The organism is Magnetospirillum fulvum, from assembly GCF_900108475.1.
Taxonomy (GTDB): Bacteria; Pseudomonadota; Alphaproteobacteria; order Rhodospirillales; family Magnetospirillaceae; genus Phaeospirillum; species Phaeospirillum fulvum_A.
The window spans coordinates 452,847-476,945 of the sequence record NZ_FNWO01000001.1; the positions used below are offsets into that span (position 1 = coordinate 452,847).

The 24,099-nt window shown below is 65.0% G+C and carries 26 protein-coding genes; 8 read left to right on the plus strand and 18 right to left on the minus strand.

The window, feature by feature from the left end:
* Positions 1-146: 146 nt before the first annotated feature.
* Together BLW40_RS02005 and BLW40_RS02010 are read left to right on the plus strand one after the other, a co-directional pair.
* Complete coding sequence (locus BLW40_RS02005) at positions 147-1,592, plus strand: methyl-accepting chemotaxis protein (RefSeq protein WP_074764972.1); 1,446 nt, start codon at positions 147-149, stop codon at positions 1,590-1,592.
* A gap of 109 nt (positions 1,593-1,701) precedes the next feature.
* The gene (locus tag BLW40_RS02010) at positions 1,702-2,406 is read left to right on the plus strand and encodes a Crp/Fnr family transcriptional regulator (RefSeq protein WP_074764974.1); all 705 of its coding nucleotides are present in this window, start codon (positions 1,702-1,704) and stop codon (positions 2,404-2,406) included.
* A 37-nt stretch (positions 2,407-2,443) separates the two neighbouring features.
* Here the strand turns inward: BLW40_RS02010 and BLW40_RS02015 are convergent, their stop codons facing one another.
* The 3 genes from BLW40_RS02015 to BLW40_RS02025 are packed head-to-tail and all read right to left on the minus strand — an operon-like array spanning position 2,444 to position 5,053.
* The gene (locus BLW40_RS02015) at positions 2,444-2,899 is read right to left on the minus strand and encodes a type II toxin-antitoxin system RatA family toxin (RefSeq protein WP_074764976.1); all 456 of its coding nucleotides are present in this window, start codon (positions 2,897-2,899) and stop codon (positions 2,444-2,446) included.
* 8 nt (positions 2,900-2,907) lie between these two features.
* A complete protein-coding gene (gene lipA / locus BLW40_RS02020; RefSeq protein ID WP_074764978.1) occupies positions 2,908-3,843 on the minus strand; it encodes a lipoyl synthase in 936 nt (311 codons plus the stop codon).
* A 31-nt stretch (positions 3,844-3,874) separates the two neighbouring features.
* The gene (locus BLW40_RS02025) at positions 3,875-5,053 is read right to left on the minus strand and encodes a LysM peptidoglycan-binding domain-containing M23 family metallopeptidase (RefSeq protein WP_074764980.1); all 1,179 of its coding nucleotides are present in this window, start codon (positions 5,051-5,053) and stop codon (positions 3,875-3,877) included.
* Positions 5,054-5,183: 130 nt separating this feature from the next.
* Between BLW40_RS02025 and BLW40_RS02030 the strand changes: the two genes are divergently transcribed.
* Together BLW40_RS02030 and BLW40_RS02035 are read left to right on the plus strand one after the other, a co-directional pair.
* A complete protein-coding gene (locus BLW40_RS02030; RefSeq protein WP_074764982.1) occupies positions 5,184-5,522 on the plus strand; it encodes a cyclic nucleotide-binding domain-containing protein in 339 nt (112 codons plus the stop codon).
* 6 nt (positions 5,523-5,528) lie between these two features.
* A complete protein-coding gene (locus BLW40_RS02035) occupies positions 5,529-5,975 on the plus strand; it encodes a type II toxin-antitoxin system RatA family toxin (protein WP_074764984.1) in 447 nt (148 codons plus the stop codon).
* Between the two features lie 218 nt (positions 5,976-6,193).
* On the opposite strand, the gene leuB is transcribed toward BLW40_RS02035, so the two are convergent.
* From leuB to BLW40_RS02100, 13 genes are all read right to left on the minus strand, one after another.
* Positions 6,194-7,300 (minus strand): 3-isopropylmalate dehydrogenase, encoded by a 1,107-nt coding sequence (gene leuB / locus BLW40_RS02040; RefSeq protein ID WP_074764986.1) that lies wholly within the window; start codon positions 7,298-7,300, stop codon positions 6,194-6,196.
* A gap of 86 nt (positions 7,301-7,386) precedes the next feature.
* Complete coding sequence (leuD, locus tag BLW40_RS02045) at positions 7,387-7,992, minus strand: 3-isopropylmalate dehydratase small subunit (protein ID WP_074764988.1); 606 nt, start codon at positions 7,990-7,992, stop codon at positions 7,387-7,389.
* 4 nt (positions 7,993-7,996) lie between these two features.
* Positions 7,997-9,400, minus strand: coding sequence for a 3-isopropylmalate dehydratase large subunit (gene leuC / locus BLW40_RS02050; RefSeq protein WP_074764990.1), 1,404 nt, complete (start codon positions 9,398-9,400; stop codon positions 7,997-7,999).
* A 153-nt stretch (positions 9,401-9,553) separates the two neighbouring features.
* Complete coding sequence (gene rplS, locus BLW40_RS02055; RefSeq protein ID WP_081504484.1) at positions 9,554-9,982, minus strand: 50S ribosomal protein L19; 429 nt, start codon at positions 9,980-9,982, stop codon at positions 9,554-9,556.
* A gap of 6 nt (positions 9,983-9,988) precedes the next feature.
* Complete coding sequence (trmD, locus tag BLW40_RS02060; protein WP_139305460.1) at positions 9,989-10,675, minus strand: tRNA (guanosine(37)-N1)-methyltransferase TrmD; 687 nt, start codon at positions 10,673-10,675, stop codon at positions 9,989-9,991.
* A 19-nt stretch (positions 10,676-10,694) separates the two neighbouring features.
* Entirely contained in the window at positions 10,695-11,234 is a 540-nt protein-coding gene (rimM, locus tag BLW40_RS02065) for a ribosome maturation factor RimM (protein WP_074764994.1), read from the minus strand.
* A gap of 9 nt (positions 11,235-11,243) precedes the next feature.
* Positions 11,244-11,603, minus strand: a complete 360-nt coding sequence (gene rpsP / locus BLW40_RS02070) for a 30S ribosomal protein S16 (protein ID WP_021132623.1) — start codon at positions 11,601-11,603, stop codon at positions 11,244-11,246.
* Between the two features lie 43 nt (positions 11,604-11,646).
* Positions 11,647-13,011 carry a signal recognition particle protein gene (gene ffh / locus BLW40_RS02075; RefSeq protein ID WP_074764996.1) on the minus strand — a complete coding sequence of 455 codons (1,365 nt, stop codon included), beginning with the start codon at positions 13,009-13,011 and terminating at the stop codon, positions 11,647-11,649.
* Between the two features lie 260 nt (positions 13,012-13,271).
* A complete protein-coding gene (locus BLW40_RS02080) occupies positions 13,272-14,537 on the minus strand; it encodes a M16 family metallopeptidase (RefSeq protein WP_074764998.1) in 1,266 nt (421 codons plus the stop codon).
* Positions 14,534-15,937 carry a threonine synthase gene (gene thrC / locus BLW40_RS02085; protein ID WP_074764999.1) on the minus strand — a complete coding sequence of 468 codons (1,404 nt, stop codon included), beginning with the start codon at positions 15,935-15,937 and terminating at the stop codon, positions 14,534-14,536. Before thrC ends, BLW40_RS02080 begins: the two co-directional genes overlap by 4 nt.
* A gap of 79 nt (positions 15,938-16,016) precedes the next feature.
* A complete protein-coding gene (gene thiS, locus BLW40_RS02090) occupies positions 16,017-17,006 on the minus strand; it encodes a sulfur carrier protein ThiS (protein ID WP_074765001.1) in 990 nt (329 codons plus the stop codon).
* Between the two features lie 94 nt (positions 17,007-17,100).
* Positions 17,101-17,811: a DJ-1/PfpI family protein gene (locus BLW40_RS02095; RefSeq protein ID WP_074765003.1), complete on the minus strand. Its 711-nt coding sequence runs from the start codon at positions 17,809-17,811 to the stop codon at positions 17,101-17,103.
* Positions 17,812-17,827: 16 nt separating this feature from the next.
* Positions 17,828-18,331: a hypothetical protein gene (locus BLW40_RS02100; protein ID WP_074765005.1), complete on the minus strand. Its 504-nt coding sequence runs from the start codon at positions 18,329-18,331 to the stop codon at positions 17,828-17,830.
* A 153-nt stretch (positions 18,332-18,484) separates the two neighbouring features.
* Between BLW40_RS02100 and aroQ the strand changes: the two genes are divergently transcribed.
* From aroQ to BLW40_RS02120, 4 genes are all read left to right on the plus strand, one after another.
* Positions 18,485-18,943 (plus strand): type II 3-dehydroquinate dehydratase, encoded by a 459-nt coding sequence (gene aroQ, locus BLW40_RS02105; RefSeq protein ID WP_074765006.1) that lies wholly within the window; start codon positions 18,485-18,487, stop codon positions 18,941-18,943.
* Positions 18,943-19,389, plus strand: coding sequence for an acetyl-CoA carboxylase biotin carboxyl carrier protein (locus BLW40_RS02110; RefSeq protein ID WP_074765008.1), 447 nt, complete (start codon positions 18,943-18,945; stop codon positions 19,387-19,389). The genes aroQ and BLW40_RS02110 overlap by 1 nt, the downstream gene beginning before the upstream one ends.
* 4 nt (positions 19,390-19,393) lie before the next feature.
* Positions 19,394-20,737: an acetyl-CoA carboxylase biotin carboxylase subunit gene (gene accC, locus BLW40_RS02115; protein ID WP_074765010.1), complete on the plus strand. Its 1,344-nt coding sequence runs from the start codon at positions 19,394-19,396 to the stop codon at positions 20,735-20,737.
* A gap of 209 nt (positions 20,738-20,946) precedes the next feature.
* Positions 20,947-21,345: a hypothetical protein gene (locus tag BLW40_RS02120; protein WP_074765012.1), complete on the plus strand. Its 399-nt coding sequence runs from the start codon at positions 20,947-20,949 to the stop codon at positions 21,343-21,345.
* Between the two features lie 66 nt (positions 21,346-21,411).
* Here the strand turns inward: BLW40_RS02120 and BLW40_RS02125 are convergent, their stop codons facing one another.
* Both BLW40_RS02125 and BLW40_RS02130 read right to left on the minus strand, forming a co-directional pair.
* The gene (locus BLW40_RS02125) at positions 21,412-23,025 is read right to left on the minus strand and encodes an electron transfer flavoprotein-ubiquinone oxidoreductase (RefSeq protein WP_170834510.1); all 1,614 of its coding nucleotides are present in this window, start codon (positions 23,023-23,025) and stop codon (positions 21,412-21,414) included.
* 159 nt (positions 23,026-23,184) lie between these two features.
* On the minus strand, positions 23,185-24,099 hold a 915-nt coding region (locus BLW40_RS02130), incomplete at its 5' end, for an FAD-binding protein (RefSeq protein ID WP_074765014.1).

Genomic DNA, 24,099 nt, shown 5'->3' on the forward strand with positions numbered 1-24,099 from the left:
TGAAAAAACATGATTCATCCCTTCCGTATTAGTCGTTGGACCGTTACTCTTTGACCTCCTGGACTGCGACGGGAAATCAACCCCTGCGCGGCCCATTCGGTGCGACCATCCCGGTCTGAGACCCACTCCAAAGTCGCGGTCAGTCAATGAGTGACGATTTCGAACTGTTCGACGATCCACCGGCTGCCGACGCGTCCCCCGTGCCAGCGGGTGGCACCGACGATCTGTTTTTCGACGACGAGCCCACCCCTGTGGCCGGGGCCGCGACCGGGCCAAGCGTTCTGGAACGGATGGCGCAGAGCAAAGCCCTGTTCGCCGTCGAGGACAATGACAGCGAGACCCTGCGCGCCGCCTCTGGCCCGGTGGTCGAGACAATGGACTCCCTCGTCTCCGACAGCCTGTCCTGGGTCAGCCACTTTCCCCCGTTCGGCGAGAAACTGACCGGCGACGCCCGCACCACCCTGGCGGGCGTGCTGGGCGAGCATTGGTGCCACCTCTATCGCGGCGAATTCACCGCCGATTACACCGCCACCGCCCAGCAATTGGGCTTCATGCTGGCCTATATGGATCTCGGTGCCACTTGGTATCAGGCGATGGCCAGCGCCGGAGCCTCGCGCGCGCTGGAGCAGATCGCCCGGACCAAGCGCGGATCGACCGCGCTGTCCGGCATCGTGCTTCGAGTGGTGATGCTGGACGTCTCGGTCGTCACTCACGATTACTTCGCCGCCGCGACCCAGAACCGCGCCAACATGGTTCAAGAGCTGGCGGCGAATTTCGAGCGCTCGATCAAGCAGGTGGTCGAGGAAGTCGGCGCGATGGCCCTGTCGCTGAAAAGCCATTCCGACGAGATGCTGAGCAGGCTGTCGCATATGGATTTCGAGACGGTCAACATGGCCGCCGCCGCCGAGGAAGCTTCCTACAGCGTCGATAACATCTCCAGCAACACCAACCAACTGGCCGAATCGATCGGCAGCATCCGAGACAGCGTCGTCCGCACCGCCCAGGCGGCGGAACAGGCCGCCCAGACCGCCCAGGCCACCGACGCGGCGATGCACCACCTGCTGGAGGTCGCCAGCCGGATCGGCCGGATCGGCCAGACCATCGAGGGGATCGCCCGCCAGACCCGGATGCTGGCGCTGAACGCCACGATCGAATCCGCCCGCGCGGGCGAGGCCGGGCGTGGCTTTGCCGTCGTCGCCGACGAAATCAAGAAATTGTCGGAACAGACCCGGCGCGCCACCAAGGAGATCGCCTCCTCGGTCGAGGAAGCGATCCGCGCCACCAACGACGCCGTCAGCACCATCACCAGCACCGTGGCCTCGGTGGCAGGAATCAACGTCGTCGCCGCCGAAGTGCGCGAGGCGGTCGAGGCCCAGACCGGGGCCACCGAAATCATCGCCAATCACGTCGGCGAAGCGGCATCGGGAGCCAAATCGGTCACCGCCTCGGTCAACAGCGCGATCGAAGCCCTGACCGTCTCCAGCTCTGCTGCCGGCGAATTGAACCGCTCTGCCGACGCTTTGTCGATCAAAGCGTCGATCATGCGCACCGAAGTCGACCAGTATCTCGACCGGCTGCGCCATATGGGCTAAAGCTTGATGCGTTTCGCATCCATCCTTGGGTGTCCTTGGGGCGACGATACCGGATTTAACCGCCCGTCCTCTCCCCGACCGCCCCGGCCCTCGGAGACCAGATCGCCCCATGATTGAATCCGTCATCCGCCGCCGCGAGATGCTGTCGCAGACCCCGCTGTTCGCGGCGGTTCCGGCGTCCCTGCTCGACGAACTCGCGGCCAAGACCAGAACGATCCGTGTCTCTGCGCGCGAGCAATTGTTCACCAAAGGCGACCCCGGCGACCGGCTCTATCTGGTCGCCCAGGGCGTGATCCGCATCAGCGCGCTGTCGCCCGAGGGACGCGAGGTCACCTATGGCCTGATCAAGGCGGGCGAATTGTTCGGCGAGATCGCGGTACTGGACGGCGGGCGCCGCTCCGCCGACGCCACCGCGCTGGAGCCAAGCGAGTTGCTGGCGCTCGACCGCCGCGACGTCGTCGATTTCATCGACCGCCACCCCGCCTTGGCGCTGCATTTGCTCCGGGTTCTGTGCGAACGGCTGCGCCGGGCCGACGATCTGCTCGAAGATGTCGTGTTCCTGTCGCTGCCGGGACGTCTGGCCAAGCATCTGCTGGTGCTGGCCGGAACGCTCTCAAGCCGCGAGGCCCCCGATTCCGCCCCGACGATCCGACTGTCGCAGCAGGAACTGGCCGATCACCTTGGCATCAGCCGCGAGAGCGTCAACAAGGTGCTGTCGAAGTGGGAACAGGCCGGGATGGTGACCCTGGGACGGGGCCAGATCACCGTCAACGGCCTCGATGCGCTCGAAGCCCTCGCCCAACCCGCGTCGTAGGACTTTCTCACTCCCCCGGTCGGGGGAATCCCCCCGATCAGGGGGCGCGCGGCACGGTATCCGACCCATAGAGCTGGCGGGCGCGGCGTTCGAACGCCGAGACCATCAGCCGCACCGCTTCATTGAACAGCGCGCCGATCAGGGTCTGGAGCAGCTTCGAACGGAACTCGAAATCGACATAGAAATCGATCTCGGTGGTTCCGTCGGGCATCGGGTTGAACACCCAATGATTGTTGAGGTAGTGAAACGGACCCTCGGTGTAGGTGACATCGACCCGACGGTTGGGGTCGAGGGTGACTTTCGAAGTAAAGCGCTCGCGCACCATTTTGAAGCCGATCACCAGATCGGCAAAGAACACGTTGCCGTCACGACGGCGAATCCGCGACGCTACGCACCAGGGCAGAAAGTCCGGATAGCGCTCGACGTCGGCGACCATCGCGTACAGCTTTTCGGGGGCGTAGGGCAGGATACGCTTTTCGGCATGAGTGGGCATGAAGTCCTCTAGGATGCGGCCTGCCCGCGCAGGGCGCGCAGGGCCTCGAAGTCACGGTCGGCATGATGGGAAGATCGGGTCAGCGGCGTCGAGGCCACCATCGCGAAGCCCTTGGCCCGGGCCTGGGCGGCGTAATCGTCAAACTCCTCCGGGGTCACATAGCGCGCGATCGGCGCATGCTTGGGCGTCGGCTGAAGATACTGCCCGATCGTCAGCGCGGCAACTCCGGCGGCACGCAGATCATCCATGACCTGCAACACTTCCTCGCGGGTTTCGCCCAACCCGACCATCATTCCGGATTTGGTGACGATGCCGGGAGCCGCCTCGGCGGCGCGCTGCAACAGCCGCAACGAAACGAAATAGCGGGCACCGGGGCGGATCGAGGGATACAGACGCGGCACCGTCTCCAGATTGTGGTTGAAGACGTCGGGCCGGGCGGCGGCGACCCGCTCGACCGCGTCGCCCTTGTCGCGGAAATCGGGGGTCAGAACTTCGATGGTGCAATCGGGGCTGGCGGCGCGAATCCGCTCGATACAGGCGATGAAATGACCGGCCCCGCCATCGGGCAGATCGTCACGATCGACCGAGGTGACGACGACATGGCGCAACCCCATCGCCACCACCGAGGCGGCCAGCCGCTCGGGCTCGTCGGGATCGACCGCGCCGGGACGGCCGGTGCGGACATTGCAGAAAGCGCAGGCGCGGGTGCAAATGTCGCCCAGGATCAGAAAGGCGGCGTGGTGGCGGCCCCAGCACTCGCCGACATTGGGGCAAGCCGCTTCCTCGCACACGGTGTGCAGCCGATTCTCCCGCATCAACCGGGCGACATCGACCGCCTGGGTCGAAACCGGGGCACGAACGCGAATCCAGGCCGGTTTGGGCGGGCTGGGCTGATCCGGCCGGTGGATCTTCTCGGGATGGCGGGGAGGAAGGGGTTCGTTCATTCTCTCGATATCTTCCTTGACCGCCCCAAGGTCAAGAGAAAGAGTTCGCCGCAAGCCCCCACAGCGCCGACACCCTGTCTTGAAGGTGTTCCAGCGGGTTGACCGCCTCGGTCCCGCGGCGGATTTCGAAATGCAATTGCGGCTGGGCGGCGTTGCCCGAACTGCCGACGGTGGCGATGATCTGGCCCCGCCGCACCCGGTCGCCGCGTTGAACCTTCATCTGCTCGGTATGGGCATAGGCGGTCATCCACCCGTCGGCATGCTTGATCAGCAGAAGGTTGCCGAACCCCTTCAGTTCGTTGCCGACATAGACCACCACCCCATTTTCCGCCGCCTTGACCAGAGTCCCGCGCGGCACGGCGATGTTGATGCCGTCATTATGCTGGCCCTTGCCCGGCAGCGGGCCGAATTCGGCGACGACATCACCCTTCACCGGCCACAGGAACATCCCCGAGGTCCGCGGCGGCGGAGCGGCATCGACCGGAGCGGCGGCGGCGGTCTGCTGAGCCGGAGTCGGAGCGGGCAGAGCGGGCTGGAGCGGCACCTGAGCCGTGGCCGCTGCCCCCTGCCCTCCCGCCCCAGCCTGAGACGGGATGTTGGCGATGGTATCGCGCGGCGGCGGCGGTGGCGGCGCAAGCACCGGAGAACCGGAACCGCCATCGACATGGGGGGAAGTGATCACCAGCCGCCCCGACGTATTGGTCTGGGGTTGAGCTTGCGCTTGCGCTTGCGTCTGAGGCTGGGGAGGGGCGGAGGAGGGGGGCTCGCCCGCGCGCTCGCCGGGCAGGGTCAGCCGCTCACCCACCCGCACGATATAAGGCGGCGTCTTGTTGTTGGTGGCAGCCAGGGAGTTGAAATCGACCTTGAAGCGTCGGGCCAGACCCAACAGGGTATCGCCCTTTTGCACCACGTAATCGGCCCCGCCGCCGGGCAGACGCAGCACCAGTCCGGGGCTAAGCTGATAAGGCGGCTCCAACCGGTTGGCGTCGATCAGATCGCGCACCGACAGATTATAACGGCGGGCGATCGCGTAGACGGTGTCGCCCGCCTGCACCGTCACCGTGGCCGGACGTTGCGACGCGGAGGCCCCGGACGGCCCGGTCGTCACCGGAACGCGGGAATTCCAGCTTGGCTCGCACGCAGCCACCAGCCCGGCCAAGGCCACGAGCACGACCAGCCGCACGGGAAAATGGGCAGGAGAACCGTTCATGGCGCCACTATAAACGCGCCCGACCGACCGGGGCAATCGCCGCTGCGGGGGGCCGCCCCCTCTGGCAAGGGATGACAGGCGAGCCAATCCCGCATAAAATCAACCGGTCGTGCGAAGGAAGGTGCGAAGCATGGGTATCGACAGGATTTTGGAACGCAAGGTATTCTATGCCGGAACCAAGATCCTGAAAGAAGGCGATGAGGGCGACCGTGCCTTCCTGATCCAGGACGGCGAGGTCGATATCATCAAGCACGGCGCGGTCGTCGCCACCATCGGCAAGGGCGAATTGTTGGGAGAAATGGCCCTGATCGACGACAGACCGCGCATGGCGACGGCGGTGGCGCGGACCGATGTCGCCTGCATCGTCATCTCGCGCGATACCTTTCGCGAAAAACTGGCGAAGGCCGACCCTTTCCTGCGGGGCCTGCTCAACATCTTCGTCCGCAACATCCGCAGCCTGTCCGACTGAGCGGCAATGACCCACCCCCTCGCCGGTCAATGGAGCCTGGACTTCCCCGCTTACTCCTGCGAGCAGATGTTCGACATCGCGGTCGATATCGAATCCTACCCTCGCTTCCTGCCCTTCTGCCGCGCCACCCGCATCCGTCACCGCGACGGCAACACGCTCGACGTCGATAACGCCTTCGGGGCCGGGCCGATCCAGGCCCATTTCCAGACCCGCGCCGTGCTCGACCGCCCGCACCGGCTTGAAATCACCTCGCGGCAGGCCCCGTTCACCCAGTTCCGCCTGATCTGGAGCTTCGAGCCTCTGCCCGGCGGCGGGTGTCGGGTCCGCGCCGCCTATCACGTCGGACTGCGCTCGACGCTGCTGCAATCGCTGGCGCTGCTGTCGTTGCCCGAATTCGAACGCCGGGTTCTGTCCGGCTTCCGTCGCCGCGTCGCCGTGGTGATGGGGGGCTAATACCATGTCTCGGTGATCGGAACCGATCGCCGAGGCCCTCAAACGGCGGGCGGGTTTCTCCGAAACCCTTGCCTTCCGCGGCATAAGCCGCGCGGCCCCTTGAGCCTAGACCCAAATCCCCATGAGTTTCACTCACTGGGATTTGGTATAACCATAAAAAAGAGCGGGACCAGACGGCCCCGCCCTTCTTTCGGTCAGACCCAATCGCCCGAGAGCGATCAGATCATCTTGTCGAGTTCGCGAACCACGGCTTCGCCCATCACGGTGGTCGAGACCTTGGCCTTGCCGACCTGCATGATGTCGGCGGTGCGCAGACCGCCCTTCAGCACCGCCTTCACCGCCGCTTCGATCATGTCGGCCTCTTCGGCCAGATCGAACGAGTAGCGCAGGCACATCGCGAAGGAAAGGATGGTGGCCAAAGGGTTGGCCATGTCCTTGCCCGCGATGTCCGGGGCCGAGCCATGCACCGGCTCGTACAGAGCGCGGCGGCGGCCCGAGGCGTCGGCGGCCCCCAGCGAGGCCGACGGCAACATGCCGAGCGAGCCGGTCAGCATCGCCGCGCAATCGGACAGGATGTCGCCGAACATGTTTTCGGTGACCATCACGTCGAACTGCTTGGGATTGCGAACCAGCTGCATCGCCGCGTTATCGACATACATGTGCGACAACTCGACGTCCTGGAACTCTTCCTGCTGGAGCTTGATCATCTCTTCGCGCCACAGCACGGTGCATTCCAGCACGTTGGCCTTGTCGACCGAACAGACCCGCTTGTTGCGCTTGCGGGCCAGTTCGAACGCAACACGGCCGATCCGGCGGATTTCCTCGGTGGTGTAGACCAGGGTGTTGACACCCTTGCGCGACCCGTCGGGCAGGGTCTCGATTCCGCGCGGCTCGCCGAAATAGAGACCGCCGGTCAGTTCGCGCAGGATCATGATGTCGAGCCCGGCGACGACCTCGGCCTTTAGGGTCGAGGCCTCGGCCAGAGCGTCGAACACGGTGGCCGGACGCAGATTGGCGAACAGGCCCATTTCCTTGCGGATCTTGAGCAGGCCGCGTTCGGGCTTGAACTGGAACGGCAGATTGTCCCACTTCGGCCCGCCGACCGCGCCAAGCAGAACCGCGTCGGCAGCCAGCGCCTCGGCCAGGGTACCGTCGGACAGCGGGGTGCCGTGGACGTCGTAGGAGGCTCCGCCGATCAGCCCCTCGGACAGATCGAACTCAATCTTCCGACGCTTGCCCAGCCAGTCGATGATACGACGCACCTGCGCCATCACTTCGACGCCGATACCGTCGCCGGGAAGGATCAGAAGTTTCTTGGCGGCCATGCTAGACTCCCAAATTATATCGTAAGGCTGCTGCCTAGACCCTTCGCGGGTTGGCGTCAACCTCTGTCATGAAATTGCAGGATTGCTTACAGCCAGGGATAGGAGACCCGCCGCTTTTCCTCGAACGAAGCGATATGAGCATCACGCTGCAACGTCAATCCGATGTCGTCGAGCCCGTTCAGCAGGCAGTGCTTGCGGAACGGATCTATCTCGAAGGAAATAGAGCCGCCATCGGGGCCGGTGATGACCTGCTTGTTGAGATCGACCGTCACAACCGCGTTGGCGCCGCGATTGGCGTCGTCCATCAGCTTATCGACCTGCTCCTGCGGCAATTTGATCGGCAGGATGCCGTTCTTGAAACAGTTGTTATAGAAAATGTCGGCGAAGCTGGGGGCGATGACGCAGCGAATGCCGAAATCGAGAATCGCCCACGGCGCATGTTCGCGCGACGAGCCACAGCCAAAATTGGCCCCCGAGACCAGGATCGAGGCCGAACGATACGCCGCCTTGTTCAGCACGAAGTCGGCGACTTCCTTGCCGTCCTGGGTATAGCGCATCTCGTCGAACAGGTTCTTGCCCAGACCAGTCCGCTTGATCGTCTTCAGGAACTGCTTGGGGATGATCATGTCGGTATCGACGTTGATCATCGGCAACGGCGCCGCGACGCCGGTAAGAACGGTGAATTTATCCATGGCGTTAGAGCCCTCTCACGTCCGTCAGCCTGCCGGTGATCGCCGCCGCCGCCGCCATCGCCGGAGAGACGAGATGGGTGCGGCCGCCACGTCCCTGGCGCCCCTCGAAATTACGGTTGGAGGTCGAGGCAGAGCGCTGGCCCGGCTTCAACTGGTCGGCATTCATCGCCAGACACATCGAACAGCCCGGTTCACGCCATTCCGCTCCGGCTTCGATGAAGATCTTGTCGAGGCCTTCGGCTTCCGCCTGTTCCTTGACCAGACCCGAGCCGGGAACGACCAGAACCTGGACGCCGGAAGCGACCTTGCGGCCCTGCAACACGGCGGCGGCGGCGCGGAAATCCTCGATGCGGCCGTTGGTGCACGACCCGATGAAGACGACGTCGATCGGAATGTCGGTGGCCTTCATTCCGGCGGTCAAGCCCATATAAGCGATCGAGCGCTCGACCGCCTTGCGCTTGCCCTCGTCGGCGATATCGGCCGGGTTCGGCACGGTGCCAGTGATCGGAATCACGTCCTCGGGGCTGGTGCCCCAGGTCACCTGCGGCACCAGACTGGTCGCGTCGATCTCGATTTCGACATCGAAAACCGCGTCCGCATCGGTGTGCAGCGTCTTCCAATAGGTCACGGCGGCTTCGAACGCGGCACCCTTCGGCGCGCGCGGCTTGCCCGCGACATAGGCGAAGGTCTTCTCGTCCGGGGCGATCAGACCGGCGCGCGCGCCCGCCTCGATCGTCATGTTACAGACGGTCATCCGGCCTTCCATCGACAGGTCGGTGATCGCTTCACCGGCATATTCGATCACATAGCCGGTACCGCCAGCGGTGCCGATCTTGCCGACAATCGCCAGCACGATGTCCTTGGCGGTGACACCGGCGGGGGCCTTGCCCGTCACCGTGATCCGCATGTTCTTGGCGGGCTTCTGCACCAGGGTCTGGGTGGCCAGCACATGCTCGACTTCCGAGGTGCCGATGCCGAACGCCAGCGAGCCGAAGGCACCGTGGGTCGAGGTATGGGAATCGCCGCAGACGATGGTGGTGCCCGGCAGGGTAAAGCCCTGTTCCGGCCCGACGATATGGACCACGCCCTGACGGATATCGTCCATCGGGTAATAGTCGATGCCAAAGCGGGCGGCGTTGGCAGCCAGGGTTTCGACCTGAAGGCGGCTTTCGGGATTTTCGATGCCGCGCGAACGGTCGGTGGTCGGCACGTTATGGTCGGCCACCGCCAGCGTCTGACCGGGATGGCGGACGCGGCGGCCCGCCAGTTCCAGCCCTTCGAAGGCCTGCGGCGAGGTGACTTCGTGGACCAGATGGCGGTCGATATAGATCAGACAGGTACCATCATCCTGGACGTCCACCAGATGGGCGTCCCAGATTTTGTCGAACAGCGTGCGGGGCTTGGCCATATCGATTTCCTGAAATACGGCACGGCCTCGACATCGCGTCCGGGACCTCCGGGCAACGAGGCCGCACCCGACCATCGGGCATCCCGACCCCGCCCGCATTCTTTCCTCTGAAAGAAGGCGGGCGGGACGGACGAGGGCCCGATCAGGTCTAGGTTATTCCTTCGCCTTCGCCTTGGCGGCGGCGGCATCGGCACGTTCGGCGGCGGCCACCTTGCCGGAATGACCGGTGGTCTGCTCGGCGATACGGGCGGACTTGCCGCGACGATCCCGCAGATAGTACAGCTTCGCGCGCCGCACGTCGCCACGACGCACCACTTCGATCGAAGCGATGTTGGGCGAGTAGAGCGGGAAAATACGCTCGACGCCTTCGCCGTAAGAAATCTTCCGCACGATGAAGGAGGAATTGATCCCGTCGTTCTTGCGGGCGATGCACACGCCTTCATAGGCCTGGACACGCTCGCGATTGCCTTCGATGACCTTCACGTTCACCTTCAGCGTGTCGCCGGGCGCGAAGCTGGGCACGCCGCGTTCGGCGGTCAGCTTCTCGATCTGCTCCTTTTCGAGCTGCTCAATGATGTTCACCATGGCTCAACCCTCGCTCACGTCAATGGCGGCAACATACCGATCCCACAGATCGGGCCGGCGCCGCCGGGTTATCTCCTCCGCCTGACGCCGCCGCCAGACGCGAATCTTCTCGTGGTGACCGGACAGCAAAACCTCCGGCACCGCCCGGCCATCCCAGATTTGGGGGCGGGTATAATGGGGATATTCCAGCAATCCCCACTCGAAGCTCTCTTCCGCCAGCGATTCGGCCGCGCCCACGATACCGGGCAACAACCGCACCACCGCGTCCAACATCACCAGCGCCGCCAGTTCTCCGCCCGACAGGACGAAATCCCCCGCGCTGATTTCGAGCGCTCCATGAGCCTCCAGCACCCGCTGATCGACTCCTTCGAAGCGCCCGCACAACACTCTGACCCCAGGCCCCGCCGCCAGCTCGCGCACCAAAGGCTGGTCGAGCCGCCGACCGCGCGGGGACATGTAGATCAGCGGCCCCGCGCCGCCCGAACCGCGAATCGCGGCATCAAGCACGTCGGGACGCATCACCATGCCAGCGCCGCCGCCGAAGGGAGTGTCGTCAACCGACCGGTGACGGTCGGTGGCGAAGCTCCGGATATCGACGGCATCCAATGCCCAGATCCCCTCCTCCAGCCCGCGACCGGCCAGGGACATCCCCAGCGGCCCCGGAAACATTTCGGGGAAGATCGACAGCATCGTCGCCCGCCAGGGCCGCTTAGTCTCGGCGTCCACTGGCTTCTTTTTCCTCTTTCTCGTCGGGGGCATAGACCGGGGGCACCGCCACCAGCCGTCCGCCCGCGACATCGACCACCGGAACATCGGCCCGCGAGAAGGGAACCATCATCGTTCCCCCATCCGCGAGCGTGATTTCCAGCACGTCGCCCGCGCCGAAATCGCCGACCGAGGCAACCGTTCCCAGACGGATTCCATCCGGGGCCTCGACCGCCAGCCCGATCAGGTCGGAATAGAGGAACTCGTCCTCATCCGTCCCGGGCAGGCGATCGCGATCGACATACAACCGGGTACCGCGCAAGGCTTCGGCGGCAGTGCGATCCGAGATACCGTCCAGCGTGGCAATCACCACGCCCTTGGCCTCTCCGACCACCGCCAACCGCAACTTGCGGCTGCCGCCCTCGTCCTCCACCGGGGAGTACCGACCGATATCGGCCGGGTCCTCGGTGAAGCTTTTGACGCGGACAGCTCCCCGCACCCCTTGCGCGCCAACCACGATTCCGACGCAGACACGGGGCGACATCGGCACGTCTTACTCGGCGGACGCGGCAGCGGCGGCGCGCTCGGCCTGTTCCTTGGCGCGCTGCTGCGCCTTGGCCTTCGGCTGCGGCTGCTTGGTCTGCTCGGCACGCTCGGGCTTGGCAACCAGGCCAAGATCGGCGAAGAAGCGAACCAGACGCTCGGTGGGCTGGGCGCCGACCGACAGCCAATGCTTCACCCGCTCCTGGTCCAGGATCAGACGCTGGCCGTTCTCGTTCGGCAGCATCGGGTTGTAGGTGCCCACCTTCTCGATGAAGCGGCCATCGCGGGGCGAACGCGCGTCGGCGACCACGATCTTGTAGAACGGGCGCTTCTTGGCGCCGCCGCGGGAAAGGCGAATCTTCAGAGCCATCCTTGGGTCTTCCTCTCGTTCGAACCAACAATACGGGCGGAAATTACCGCCCCATTCTCGCACCGGGTGGCAGAAGCCCGGCGATGCCGTGACGCTTCAGCCCTTTTTGACCCAGCTTGGATACCTTCTTCATCACGTCGGACATCATCATGTACTGCTTGAGCAGCTTGTTGACCTCCTGGACGTCGACACCGGAGCCTGCGGCGATACGCTTTTTGCGCGACGCCTTGATCAGGTCGGGATTGCGGCGTTCCGCCATCGTCATCGACAGGATGATCGCTTCCTGACGGGCCAACAGCTTCTCGTCCACACTGGCGTCTTTCATCGCGGCGGCCATCTTGCCGACACCCGGCAACATCCCGATCACGCCCTTCAGATCGCCCATCTTCCGCACCTGACCGAACTGCTTGCGCATGTCGTCCAGGTCGAATTTGCCTTTTTCGATACGCTTGGCGAGACGCTCGGCCTCTTCCTTCTCGATCGTCTCCATCGCCCTCTCGACCAGGGAGACGATGTCGCCCATGCCGAGAATGCGACCGGCGATACGGTCGGGGTGGAACACTTCGAGCGCGTCGAGCTTTTCGCCCGCGCCAAGGAATTTGATCGGACGGCCGGTAACGGCGCGCATCGACAGAGCGGCACCGCCACGGGCATCGCCGTCGATCCGGGTCAGCACGATACCGGTAACGCCGACCTTCTCATTGAATTCGCGCGCCAGGGTCACCGCGTCCTGACCGGTCATCGCGTCGGAGACCAGCAGGGTTTCGGTCGGCTGAGCGACGTCGCGGATTTCGGCGACTTCGGCCATCAGCTCCTGGTCGATATGGAGGCGACCGGCGGTGTCGAGAATGACGACGTCGTAGCCTTCCTTGCGGCCGACATCGAGGGCGCGGCGGGTGATCGCCACCGGCTTCTCGCCCATCACGATCGGCAGCGAGCCGACTTCGGCCTGTCCGGCCAGAATTTCCAACTGACGCTGCGCGGCGGGACGATAGACGTCGAGCGAGGCGAGCAGAACCTTCTTGCGGTCCTTCTTCAGCCGCACCGCCAGCTTGGCCGAGGTGGTGGTCTTGCCCGACCCCTGGAGGCCGACCATCAGGATCACCACCGGAGCGGTGGCATTGAGGTTCAACTCAACGCCCTTGGTCCCCAGCGTGTCGATCAGTTCGTCATGGACGATCTTGACGACCATCTGGCCGGGGCTGACCGACTTGATTACATCGGTCCCGACGGCACGGGCCTTGACCCGGCCAATAAATTCTTTCACCACCGGCAGGGCGACGTCGGCTTCGAGCAGAGCAACGCGAACTTCGCGCAGCGCCTCGGTGACGTCGGCCTCGGTCAGCGCGCCGCGCCCCGTCAGGCGTTCGAACACACCGCCCAGTTTCGAGCTCAGGCTTTCGAACATGTGACCCCCACTTTGGACACCAAACCCGCAACCCCAAAAAATATTGCACGCCGGTGCGCGATAATCGCGGGCCGGCGGACCCCCTTAGGGGCGGTGGTCTTCAGCGAACCGAAGAGTGGCGCTTGTATCCCGCCGCTCCTCCGCCGTCAAGGAAATAACGGCGGAGCGCAGCGACTGGCGCGAACAGCGCCCGCGAGCCCATGCGAGCGAAAGCCAAGCGAGGGGACCGAGCGCCCGGCGACTGAGGGGGAGAAGCCCCCCTACCCTTTCAGCCGGGCGGCGATGCTGTCATAGGATTCGACCCGGGCCAGCGGACCGATCGCGGCAAAGGTCGGCACGCCCGAGAACAGACGGCGGGCGACGCGGGCGCAATCCTCGGGCGTTACCGCCTCGATCCGCTCGACCACTTCGGCCACCGTCACCGGGCGGCCATAGACCGCGACCTGGCGGGCCAGTTGCTCGCAGCGCGACGAGGTGCTTTCCAGACTCATCAGGATCGACGCCTTCAACTGGGCGCGGGCCCGCTGGACCTCGATGTCGCGCACCCCCGATCCGACCTTGACGATTTCGTCGCACATCACCGGGATCAGTTCGGCGACCTCGTCCTCGCCGGTTCCGGCATAGACCCCGAACAGCCCGCCATCGTCGTAGGATGAGGCAAAGGTGTAGATCGAATAGACCAGCCCGCGCTTCTCCCGCACCTCCTGGAACAGACGGCTCGACATCCCGCCCCCCAGCAAGGTCGATAGCACCGACGCGGTATAATAATCGGGGTCTTCGTAGGTGACGCCGTCGAAGCCGACGACGACATGGACCTGTTCGAGGTCGCGCTCCTCGCGGTAATCGCCGCCGCGATAGCGCGCCGCCTCGGTCGTTGCGGTGCGCGGCACCGGCAAGGCGCTGAAAGCGCGCTCGGCCGCAGCGACCAGCTTGTCATGGTCGATCCGGCCCGAGGCCGACAGCACCATCGCCGGAGCCGAATAATGCTCACGCATATAGCCCAGCACCGCCTCACGGCTCATGCCCCGCACCACCTCTTCGGTGCCGAGCACGGCGCGCCCCAACGACTGGTCGGGATAAGCGGTGGCCTGGAAATGATCGAAAATGATGTCGTCGGGGGTGTCGATCGCCTGATTGATCTCCTGGACCACCACCGCCTGCTCGCGGGCCAGTTCCTCGGGATCGAGCGTCGAATGCTGGAGAATGTCGGCGATGATGTCGAGCGCCAGCCCGGCATCCTCTTTCAGCACCTTGGCGTAATAGGCGGTATGGTCGCGGGCGGTATAGGCGTTGAGATGGCCGCCGACCGCGTCCATCTCCTCGGCGATGTCGAGCGCGGTGCGGCGCTCGGTCCCCTTGAACGCCATGTGCTCCAGCAGATGCGACACGCCGTTAACCGAGACCGGCTCATGGCGGGTGCCCGCTTCGACCCAGACGCCCAGCGACACCGTCTCGACCGTGTCCATCGGATCGGTGACGACCCGCAGCCCCGACGGCAGCAAGGTCTCGCGGATTTCGGCGCTCATGCCCGACCCCGGCCGACGAAGGTCCGCACCGCGTCCTTCACCGCCCCGGCATCGTTGGCAACCGTTTCGATCCGTTCCGGCCGTTCGAACAAATCGGCCAGATGCGGCGGCAATCCGGGACGGATGCCGGTGGCCTGCTCGACCGCATCGGGGAATTTGGCGGGATGGGCGGTGGCCAGCGCGACCATCGGCAGACCGGGCTCGACCAAAGCCCGCGCCCCGGCGGCGATGCCGATCGCGGAATGGGGGTCGAGAGTCTCGCCGGTCTGCTGCTTCAGCCGCCGCATCGTCGCCAGCGTCTCGGCATCGTCGAAGCGGTAGGCCGAGAACAACTCGCGCATCGACTCCCACGCCCCCTGGGGCAGGGTCATCGTGCCGGTCTGGCGGAATCCGGTCATCAGATCGGCGACCATCGGACCGTCGCCGTTCAAGACCAGCGACATCAGCCGCTCGAAATTACTGGAAACCTGAATATCCATGCTGGGTGACAAGGTGGGGACGACCGAGCCGGTCTGCATCACCCCGCTTTCGAAAAAGCGGGTCAGGATGTCGTTGGTGTTCGAGCCGACCACCAGCCGCTCGATTGGCAGCCCCATCAGCCGGGCGCAATAGCCAGCGAAGACGTTGCCGAAATTACCGGTGGGGACCGAGAAACCGACCGGACGGTCGGGCGCGCCCAGCGCCACCGCCGCCGCGAAATAATAGACGATCTGGGCCATCACCCGGGCCCAATTGATCGAATTGACCGCCGAGAGGTGGACTTCGTCGCGGAAGGCGGCGTCGGAGAACAGCACCTTCACCAGATCCTGACAATCGTCGAACGTGCCCTCGACCGCCAGATTGCGGACGTTGGACGACAGCACCGTCGTCATCTGGCGACGCTGCACCTCGGACACCCGACCCTTGGGATGAAGGATCAGGATATCGATTGCAGCCCGGTCGCGGCAGGATTCGATCGCCGCCGAGCCGGTATCGCCCGAGGTAGCTCCGACGATGGTCACCCGCTCGCCCCGATGGGTCAGCACGGTATCGAACAGCCGCCCGACCAGTTGCAGGGCGTAATCCTTGAAGGCGAGCGTCGGACCGTGGAACAGCTCCAGCACCCATTGGTCGGTGCCGAGCTGACGCAACGGCGCGACCGCCGGATGGGTGAATCCGGCGTAGGATTCGGCGCACAGCCGGGACAGTTCGGGTTCGGCGACGCTGCCGGTCATGAACGGGCGCATCACCCGCGCCGCCAGTTCGGGATAGGACAGGCCCCGCATCGCGCGAATTTCGGCGGGCGAGAAATGCGGCCACTCGCGCGGCAGATACAGACCGCCATCGCGGGCCAGACCCGCCAGCAACACGTCGTCGAAACCAAGAACCGGCGCGGAACCGCGCGTACTCACATAGTCCAAGGGGCAGCTCTCCGGGGAGGCATTACAAAGGGCGGTACACTAGCCAAGTTTTTCGGCAGTGTCATCAGCAGGGCGCGGATCAGCCGATCAGGCCGGTGGTCGGCGAGGACGGCGCGGCATAGGTCTTTTTCGGCATCCGCCCGGCCAGGAACGACAGCCGCCCGGCCTCGACCGCCAGCTTCATCGCCCGCGCCATCCGGATCGGGTCCTGGGCATGGGCGATCGCGGTGTTGAGCAGCACACCGTCGCAGCCGAGTTCCATCGCCACCGCCGCATCCGAAGCGGCACCGACTCCGGCATCGACCAGCACCGGAACCGACACGCTGTCCTTGATGATCTTCAACGTGATCGGGTTGAGAATGCCCAGCCCCGACCCGATCAGCGAGCCGAGCGGCATGATCGCGACGCAACCGAGATCGGCCAGCATCCGCGCCTGAATCGGATCGTCGGAACAATAGACCATCACCTCGAAGCCGTCTTTGACCAAGGCCTCGGCGGCTTTCAGGGTTTCCGGCATGTTGGGATACAGCGTGGTCTGGTCGCCCAGTACCTCCAGCTTGACCAAATTCCAACCGCCCGCCTCGCGGGCCAGGCGCAGGGTCCGCACCGCCTCGTCGGCGGTGTAACAGCCCGCCGTGTTGGGCAGGAAGGTGTATTTCTGCGGGCTGACGTAATCGACCAGCATCGGCTTGGTCGGATCGGTCAGATTGACCCGGCGCACCGCGACGGTGACGATTTCGGCGCCGCTGGCCTCGATCGCCCGCGCCGTTTCCTCGAAATCCTTGTACTTGCCGGTGCCGACCAGCAGCCGCGAGGTAAAGCGCCGCCCGGCCACCAGGAACGAATCGTCGCTGTCGGCCACGCCATCGCTGCCGCCACCGATGAAGGCGACGATCTCGACCCGGTCGCCCTCGCCCAGGGCGGTGTCGGCATAGGCCGATTTCGGCACGATGTCGAGATTGCGCTCGACCGCGACCTTGCGGGGATCAATGCCAAGCTGGGACAGGATGTCGGCGACGGAGGCCGGACCGGCAAGCTCGCGCGGCTCGCCGTTGATGGTCAGTTTCATGGGGGGACCCGATAGCAGGCTATGAAAACAAGGGGCGCAGTATGGAACGGGCCGCGCCCTCTTTCAACCCGGCGAACGCTGGAATCGAGAGGTCTCACCCCGAGGCGAGACGGAGGCTGGCACGGGCGTCGATTTCCTTCATCGCGGCCAGATAGGGAGCGGCGTCGGCGCGAATCGCCTCGACCAGGGCGGGATCGGCCGAGGACGGATGGCCGCCGCCGAAGGGCGGTTCCGGCTGATATTCGAGTTGAAGCGAGATCCTCCGCGCCACCTCGTCTCCGCGCAGCAGCGCCGCCAGCGAGAGGCCGAAATCGATTCCGGCGGTGACGCCACTGCCGGTGATGCGGTCGCGATCGATCACGACGCGGCGGTCGGCGACGGGCTCGACCCCGAACCGGGCCAGCCGCTCGAGCGACAGCCAGTGGGTGGTGGCCCGATATCCCGACAGCAGCCCCGCCGCCGCCAGCACCAGCGCCCCGGTGCAGACCGAGGTGACATAGCGGCATTCCGGGGCGCGGCGGCGCAAGAAGCCCAGCAGCGCCTCGTCCTCCATCGCCGCCAGATGGCCGGGGCCGCCCGGCACGCACAACAGGTCGAGCGGCGGACAGACATCGTAGGTGGCGGTGGGAAACAGGGTCAGCCCGCACCCGGCCGACTCGACCGGCACCGGCCCGGCGGCGATCAGCAGACACAGGCAATTGGGCAGACGGGTCAGCACCTCCCATGGCCCGGCGAGGTCAAGATGGGTCTGGTCGGGAAACAGCATGAACCCGGCCACCAGCGGGGCGGTCTCGACAGCATCCATCCGGCATCTCCCTTGGTCAGGACAGGCGACGGTACCGTCCTTCGGCGTCGGATTCGGCCAGCCCCAGCGCCACCAGACGCTCCAGCCGTTCAAGATGGGTGTGGGTCCAGGCAGCGGCATCCTCGGCCTGGGCGCGGCGGGCCAGGGCGGCAACCGCCTCGAACGCACCGTCCAGCATCTCGTACAGCCGCAAATCCTTGTCGGTCGGCAAGGTCGGCGGATTGGCCTCGACCCGCAGACGGGCAACGGCGACCATCTCGGGATCGAGCGGCGGATCGGGCGGCAGCGGCTGCGGCGGACGGGGCAGGTTCAGCCCGAGCAGGCCGCGCAGATCGTGCACCATGTTCAAAAGCGCCCGATGATCGGACGGCGAGCCGGGCAGAGTGTAGCTGAAAGGGCGCCCGTCATGCTCGAACACCAGCCGGGGATGCTTGCCGCCCCGCTCAACTTTGTAATGTTCGACACCCGCCGCTTTCAACTCGCGAGCGATCGCCGCATCGAAATCCTTGCCGAGCCTCATTGCCTCTCCAACGCGATCATCCGATATGCCGACCGAGTATCCGCCCAAGCCCGATCAAGTCCAAGCACGTTCGTCATCCAAGATCGTTGCAAGGGGCGGTCCCCGTGTTATAAATCCGGCCATGGCGAACGAGCGGGAGAAGGGGGACGTGTCATGAGCGCCGCCCCTGTCATCAGCATACTCAACGGTCCGAACCTCAACATGCTGGGAACCCGCCAGCCTGAGCTGTATGGTCGCGAGACCCTGTCCGATATCGAAACCCTGTGCCGTGGCCATGCCGCGACGCGGGGCATGACGGTCGAATTCCGTCAGAGCAATTACGAGGGCGAACTGGTCACCTGGATTCAGGAGACGCGGGGACGGGCAGCCGGCCTGATCCTCAATGCCGGCGCCTATACGCATACTTCGGTCGCGATTCTCGACGCGCTGCTGGCCGCCGAGGTTCCGACCGTCGAGGTACACCTGTCCAACATTCACCAGCGGGATTCGTTCCGCCACCACTCCTACGTGGCCCAGGCGGCCAAGGGGATGATCTGTGGCTTCGGCAGTCACGGCTATATCCTCGCACTCGACGCCCTGGCCCGGCTGATCAAGGGAAATTCGGAAAGATAATGGGCACCAACACCCCCATCGACAGCGAATCGGTGCGCGCCCTCGCCGCCCTGCTCGACGAGACCAACCTCACCGAGATCGAATATGCCGTCGGCGACGTGCGCATCCGGGTGGCGAGAACCGCTCAGGCGGTGGCGTACCACCCCGCCCCGAGCCATACCGCTCTCCCCCAGGCCCAGCCCGGCGCAGCGGCGGCCTCCGACGCCGACCACCCCGGCGCGGTGACCTCGCCGATGGTCGGCGTCACCTATCTGGCCCCCGAGCCCGGTGCGCCGAAGTTCGTCAATGCTGGCGACATCGTCTCGGAAGGTCAGACCGTGATGCTGATCGAGGCGATGAAGACCTTCAACCCGATCCGCGCTCCCCGCGCCGGCAAGGTCACCCGCATCCTGGTGACCGACGGCCAGCCGGTGGAATTCGGCGAACCTCTTCTGATCATCGAATAACGCGATGTTTGAAAAGGTCCTCATCGCCAATCGGGGCGAGATCGCGTTACGCATCCATCGCGCCTGTCGCGAGATGGGCATCCGTACCGTCGCCGTTCATTCCACCGCCGACACCGACGCCATGCATGTCCGCCTCGCCGACGAGGCGGTCTGCATCGGTCCGCCCCAGGCGCGGGAATCCTACCTCAACAAGGCCGCGATCCTGTCGGCCGCGACCATCACCGGGGCCGACGCGATCCACCCCGGTTATGGCTTCCTGTCGGAAAATGCCGATTTCGCCCAGATGGTCGAAGAGCACGGCATGGCCTTCATCGGCCCGTCGCCCGATCATATCCGGTTGATGGGCGACAAGATCACCGCCAAGCAGGCGGCGAAGGCCGCCGGTCTGCCGGTGGTTCCCGGCTCCGAGGGCTCGATCGACACGCTGGAGCAGGCGCTGGAGAACGGCGCGGCGATCGGCTATCCCGTGCTGATCAAGGCGACCGCCGGTGGCGGCGGCAAGGGCATGAAGGTCGCCCGCAACGCCGAGGAAATGGTCGAATCCTGGAAGATGGCCAGGAACGAAGCCAAGGCCGCGTTCGGCAACGGCGACGTCTATATGGAAAAGTATCTCGGGCGGCCCCGCCATATCGAGATTCAGATCCTCGCCGACAATTACGGCAGCGTCGTTCATCTGGGCGAACGCGATTGCTCGTTGCAGCGCAAGCATCAGAAGGTGCTGGAGGAGGCCCCCTCCCCCGCCCTCAATGCCGATCAGCGTGAACGGATCGGCTCTATCGCCTGCACCGCGATCGCCAAGCTCGGCTATCGCAACGCGGGAACGATCGAGTTCCTGTTCGAAAACGGCGAGTTCTATTTCATCGAAATGAACACCCGCCTTCAGGTCGAACACCCGATCACCGAGGGGATCACCGGCATCGATCTGGTGCGCGAACAGATCCGCATCGCCGCCGGGGCACCGCTGGGCTACACCCAGTCCGAGGTCCGCTTTGCCGGTCACGCGATTGAATGCCGCATCAATGCCGAAGACCCGCAGAGCTTCGTGCCCTGTCCGGGGCGGATCGAGGGCTATCACGCCCCCGGCGGTCTGGGTGTCCGGGTCGATTCCGGTCTCTATTCCGGCTATCGCATCCCGCCCCATTACGACAGCATGATCGCCAAGCTGATCGTCCACGGCAATTCCCGCAACGAGGCGCTGATGCGTCTGCGCCGGGCGCTGGGCGAATACGTGATCGAAGGGGTCAAGACCACCCTGCCCCTGCACAACCGTCTGGTCCAGGATTCGGATTTCGTCAATGGCGATTACGATATCCATTGGCTGGAGCGTTTCGTGGAACGCAACAACTAGGGTCCGATAAGGCCCGGCCGACCCGGCCGGGCCTTATCCCTTGGTCCGATCTCACGGCAAACATCTCTCTATTCATACCCATCGCGCACAAAGCGAATGCGGATAATCCTCTTTTGGGGGAGGATAGTGCCGCAACTCGGCGCCACGCGGGGAAACCGGCGGCGGCACGGGCTTTCACCGCCCGTTTCTGAACGAACATAGGGGGGATCATGAATCTCAGATATTTGGCTGTCGCGGTGCCTCTGCTGCTGGCGGCCTGTGCCGGTACTCAGCCGATTTACGAAGTCCGGAACCATCCGGTTCCGGCGCAGGCGCGTTCGCTTCCGCTTGATCGAATCGAATCGGCCATCGTCGATGCCGGAAAAACCCGCAATTGGCGATTCGAGCGAGTCCGCCCCGGCGAGTTGCACGCCCGTCAGGAGCGCTCGTCCTACTACGCCGAGTTGGCGATCACCTTCGACGCCAATTCCTACAGCATCACCCGCTATTCCTCGTCGGGGATGAGAGAAACCGAGACCGGGGAAATCAGCGGTCACTACAATATGTGGGTCAAGACGCTGGAGAAGGATATCGACATCCAGCTCAGCAACGCGACCTTCTCACGGTAACCCTCGCCATCGACGAGGAATCCCCTCTGTTCGGGATTCCTCGTCGAGGTTGAGGCCCGGCACCCCTCACATATTGGGATAGTTCGGCCCGCCGCCGCCTTCCGGCACGGTCCAGGTGATGTTCTGAGTCGGGTCTTTGATGTCGCAGGTCTTGCAATGCAGGCAATTGGCCGCATTGATCTGCAAGCGGATGTGCGTGTCCTCGCCGACCAGTTCATAGACCCCGGCCGGGCAATAACGCTGCTCGGGCGAGTCGAAGCGGCGATGATTGATGGTGATCGGCACCAAGGGATCGGCCAGCTTCAGATGCGGCGGCTGGTTCTCCTCGTGATGGGTGTTGGAGACGAACACGCTCGACAGCCGGTCGAAGCGCAGCACCCCATCGGGACGGGGATAGTCGATGCGACGGCTGGCTTCGGCTTCCTTCAGACGGGGATGGTCGGCATGGTTGCCCAGCGTCCACGGCACCTTTCCATGGAGCGCACCGTACTCGACCGCGCTATAGGCCAGACCCGGCCACAAACCGCGATGGAACGAGGGCCGGACATTGCGGACCGCGTGCAGTTCCTGCCACAACCAACTGTCTTGCAACGCCTGGGAATAGCCCAGGGCCTCGCGCCCCTCGCCCTTCAGCAGCACGGCAATCGATTCGGCGGCCAGCATCCCCGATTTCATCGCGGCGTGGCTGCCTTTGACCTTGGCGACATTCAGGAAGCCTGCGGCATCGCCGACCAGTACCGCGCCCGGCACGGTCAGACGCGGCAGGGATTGCAAGCCCCCTTCGGACACGGCGCGGGCACCATAGGCAATGCGGCGGCCGCCTGCGAAGATCGGGGCGATGGCGGGATGGGATTTGAAGCGCTGGAACTCCTCGAACGGCGACAGGAAGGGGTTGCGGTAATCAAGGCCGATCACGAACCCGACCGCGACCTGAGTGTGATCGAGATGATAAAGGAACGATCCGCCATAGGTGCCCGCATCGAGCGGCCAGCCGATGGTGTGGGTGATGCTGCCGGTCTGGTGATGGGCCGGGTCAATCTCCCACAATTCCTTGATGCCAAGGCCATAGGTCTGGGGATCGGCCTCTGCCCGCAGATCAAACCGCTCGGACAGGCTTTTCGACAGCGAGCCGCGACAGCCCTCGGCCAGGATGGTCTGACGGCCCAGCAATTCGATTCCCGGAGTGAAATTGGGACCGGGCACGCCCTCCTTGCCGACCCCCATATCGCCGGTGGCAACGCCCTTGACCGCGCCGTCCGCGTCATACAGCAATTCGGCGGCGGCGAAACCGGCAAAGATTTCGACTCCCAGCGCCTCAGCCTGCCCCGCCAGCCAGCGGCACAACGACGCCAGCGAGATGATGTAATTGCCGTGATTGCGCAGCGACGGCGGCGTCGGCAGTCGCCGCGCCCGCTTCGCCGACAGCAGCAAAAAGCGGTCGTCGCCCGCCGGAACGTCGAGCGGTGCGCCACGCTCGCGCCAATCGGGCAACAATTCGTCGAGCGCCCGGGGCTCGAACACCGCCCCGGACAGGATATGGGCCCCAACCTCGGACCCTTTGTCGATCACACAGACCGACAGGGCCGGATCGCATTGCTTGAGACGGATCGCGGCGGCAAGGCCGGACGGACCGGCTCCCACCACCACGACGTCAAACGCCATCTGCTCGCGCTCGCTCATCACTCCAGTCTCCGCACAGGAGCATCGTGCGTCAGACATGACGCACGATGCGATTGCGGCCGTTAAAGGCCGCGGCCAAGTGCCCGGAGGGCACGCCCGGCGAGGGGCTATATCAACCGGCTAAAGCGTGATGCCGCTTAATGGCATCACGCTTTAGCCTTAGGACAGGCCCTGTCGCAATTCCGGCAGAGCCTTGAACAGATCGGCGACGAGGCCGTAATCGGCGACCTGGAAGATCGGGGCCTCTTCGTCCTTGTTGATCGCGACGATCACCTTCGAATCCTTCATGCCCGCCAGATGCTGGATCGCGCCGGAAATGCCGACGGCGATATAGAGGTCGGGGGCGACGATCTTGCCGGTCTGGCCGACCTGGAAATCGTTGGGAACGAACCCGGCATCGACGGCGGCGCGCGAGGCCCCGACGGCGGCACCCAGCTTGTCGGCGATCGCTTCCAGCAGGTGGAAATTGTCGCCCGATTGCATGCCGCGACCGCCCGAGATCACGATCCGGGCGCTGGTCAGTTCGGGACGTTCCGACTTCGACAATTGGGCCTCGACGAAGCGCGATTGCGCGGGCAGGCCGCCGGGCAGTGCCACCGCCTGGGTCGCGGCGGCCCCGCCGGTGGTGGCGGCGGGTTCGAACCCGGTCGAGCGCACCGTGATCACCTTGATCGGATCGGTCGAGCGCACCGTCGCCAGCGCGTTCCCGGCATAGATCGGGCGGACGAAGGTGTCGGGCGCGACTACCGCGACGATTTCCGACACCTGGGCGACGTCGAGCAGGGCGGCGACGCGGGGCAGCACGTTCTTGCCGGTGGTGGTGGCGGGGGCCAGCACATGGCTGTAGGCAGGGGCCAGCGCGACGATCAGCGCCGCCAGCGGCTCGGCCAGCGGATGGGCCAGCGCCTCGGACTCGGCCACCAGCACCTTGGCGACCCCCAAAACCTGGGCGGCGGCGGCGGCAACCGGACCAACCCCCGATCCGGCGACCAGCAGGTGAATCTCGCCCCCCAGCCGGGCGGCGGCGGTGACGGTGTTCAGCGTGGCGGGCTTCAGCGCCCCGGCTTCGTGTTC

Coding starts and splice junctions, on each gene's coding strand:
- BLW40_RS02110 (WP_074765008.1), top strand. CDS start 18,943: ATGGGCACCAACACCCCCATCGACAGCGAATCGGTGCGCGCCCTCGCC.
- leuD (WP_074764988.1), bottom strand. CDS start 7,992: ATGGATAAATTCACCGTTCTTACCGGCGTCGCGGCGCCGTTGCCGATG.
- thiS (WP_074765001.1), bottom strand. CDS start 17,006: ATGAAACTGACCATCAACGGCGAGCCGCGCGAGCTTGCCGGTCCGGCC.
- leuB (WP_074764986.1), bottom strand. CDS start 7,300: ATGGCCGCCAAGAAACTTCTGATCCTTCCCGGCGACGGTATCGGCGTC.
- aroQ (WP_074765006.1), top strand. CDS start 18,485: ATGAGCGCCGCCCCTGTCATCAGCATACTCAACGGTCCGAACCTCAAC.
- BLW40_RS02030 (WP_074764982.1), top strand. CDS start 5,184: ATGGGTATCGACAGGATTTTGGAACGCAAGGTATTCTATGCCGGAACC.
- BLW40_RS02095 (WP_074765003.1), bottom strand. CDS start 17,811: ATGGATGCTGTCGAGACCGCCCCGCTGGTGGCCGGGTTCATGCTGTTT.
- rimM (WP_074764994.1), bottom strand. CDS start 11,234: ATGTCGCCCCGTGTCTGCGTCGGAATCGTGGTTGGCGCGCAAGGGGTG.
- BLW40_RS02125 (WP_170834510.1), bottom strand. CDS start 23,025: ATGAGCGAGCGCGAGCAGATGGCGTTTGACGTCGTGGTGGTGGGAGCC.
- BLW40_RS02035 (WP_074764984.1), top strand. CDS start 5,529: ATGACCCACCCCCTCGCCGGTCAATGGAGCCTGGACTTCCCCGCTTAC.
- lipA (WP_074764978.1), bottom strand. CDS start 3,843: ATGAACGAACCCCTTCCTCCCCGCCATCCCGAGAAGATCCACCGGCCG.
- BLW40_RS02100 (WP_074765005.1), bottom strand. CDS start 18,331: ATGAGGCTCGGCAAGGATTTCGATGCGGCGATCGCTCGCGAGTTGAAA.
- leuC (WP_074764990.1), bottom strand. CDS start 9,400: ATGGCCAAGCCCCGCACGCTGTTCGACAAAATCTGGGACGCCCATCTG.
- trmD (WP_139305460.1), bottom strand. CDS start 10,675: ATGCTGTCGATCTTCCCCGAAATGTTTCCGGGGCCGCTGGGGATGTCC.
- BLW40_RS02120 (WP_074765012.1), top strand. CDS start 20,947: ATGAATCTCAGATATTTGGCTGTCGCGGTGCCTCTGCTGCTGGCGGCC.
- rpsP (WP_021132623.1), bottom strand. CDS start 11,603: ATGGCTCTGAAGATTCGCCTTTCCCGCGGCGGCGCCAAGAAGCGCCCG.
- BLW40_RS02025 (WP_074764980.1), bottom strand. CDS start 5,053: ATGAACGGTTCTCCTGCCCATTTTCCCGTGCGGCTGGTCGTGCTCGTG.
- BLW40_RS02005 (WP_074764972.1), top strand. CDS start 147: ATGAGTGACGATTTCGAACTGTTCGACGATCCACCGGCTGCCGACGCG.
- BLW40_RS02010 (WP_074764974.1), top strand. CDS start 1,702: ATGATTGAATCCGTCATCCGCCGCCGCGAGATGCTGTCGCAGACCCCG.
- BLW40_RS02015 (WP_074764976.1), bottom strand. CDS start 2,899: ATGCCCACTCATGCCGAAAAGCGTATCCTGCCCTACGCCCCCGAAAAG.
- accC (WP_074765010.1), top strand. CDS start 19,394: ATGTTTGAAAAGGTCCTCATCGCCAATCGGGGCGAGATCGCGTTACGC.
- ffh (WP_074764996.1), bottom strand. CDS start 13,011: ATGTTCGAAAGCCTGAGCTCGAAACTGGGCGGTGTGTTCGAACGCCTG.
- BLW40_RS02080 (WP_074764998.1), bottom strand. CDS start 14,537: ATGAGCGCCGAAATCCGCGAGACCTTGCTGCCGTCGGGGCTGCGGGTC.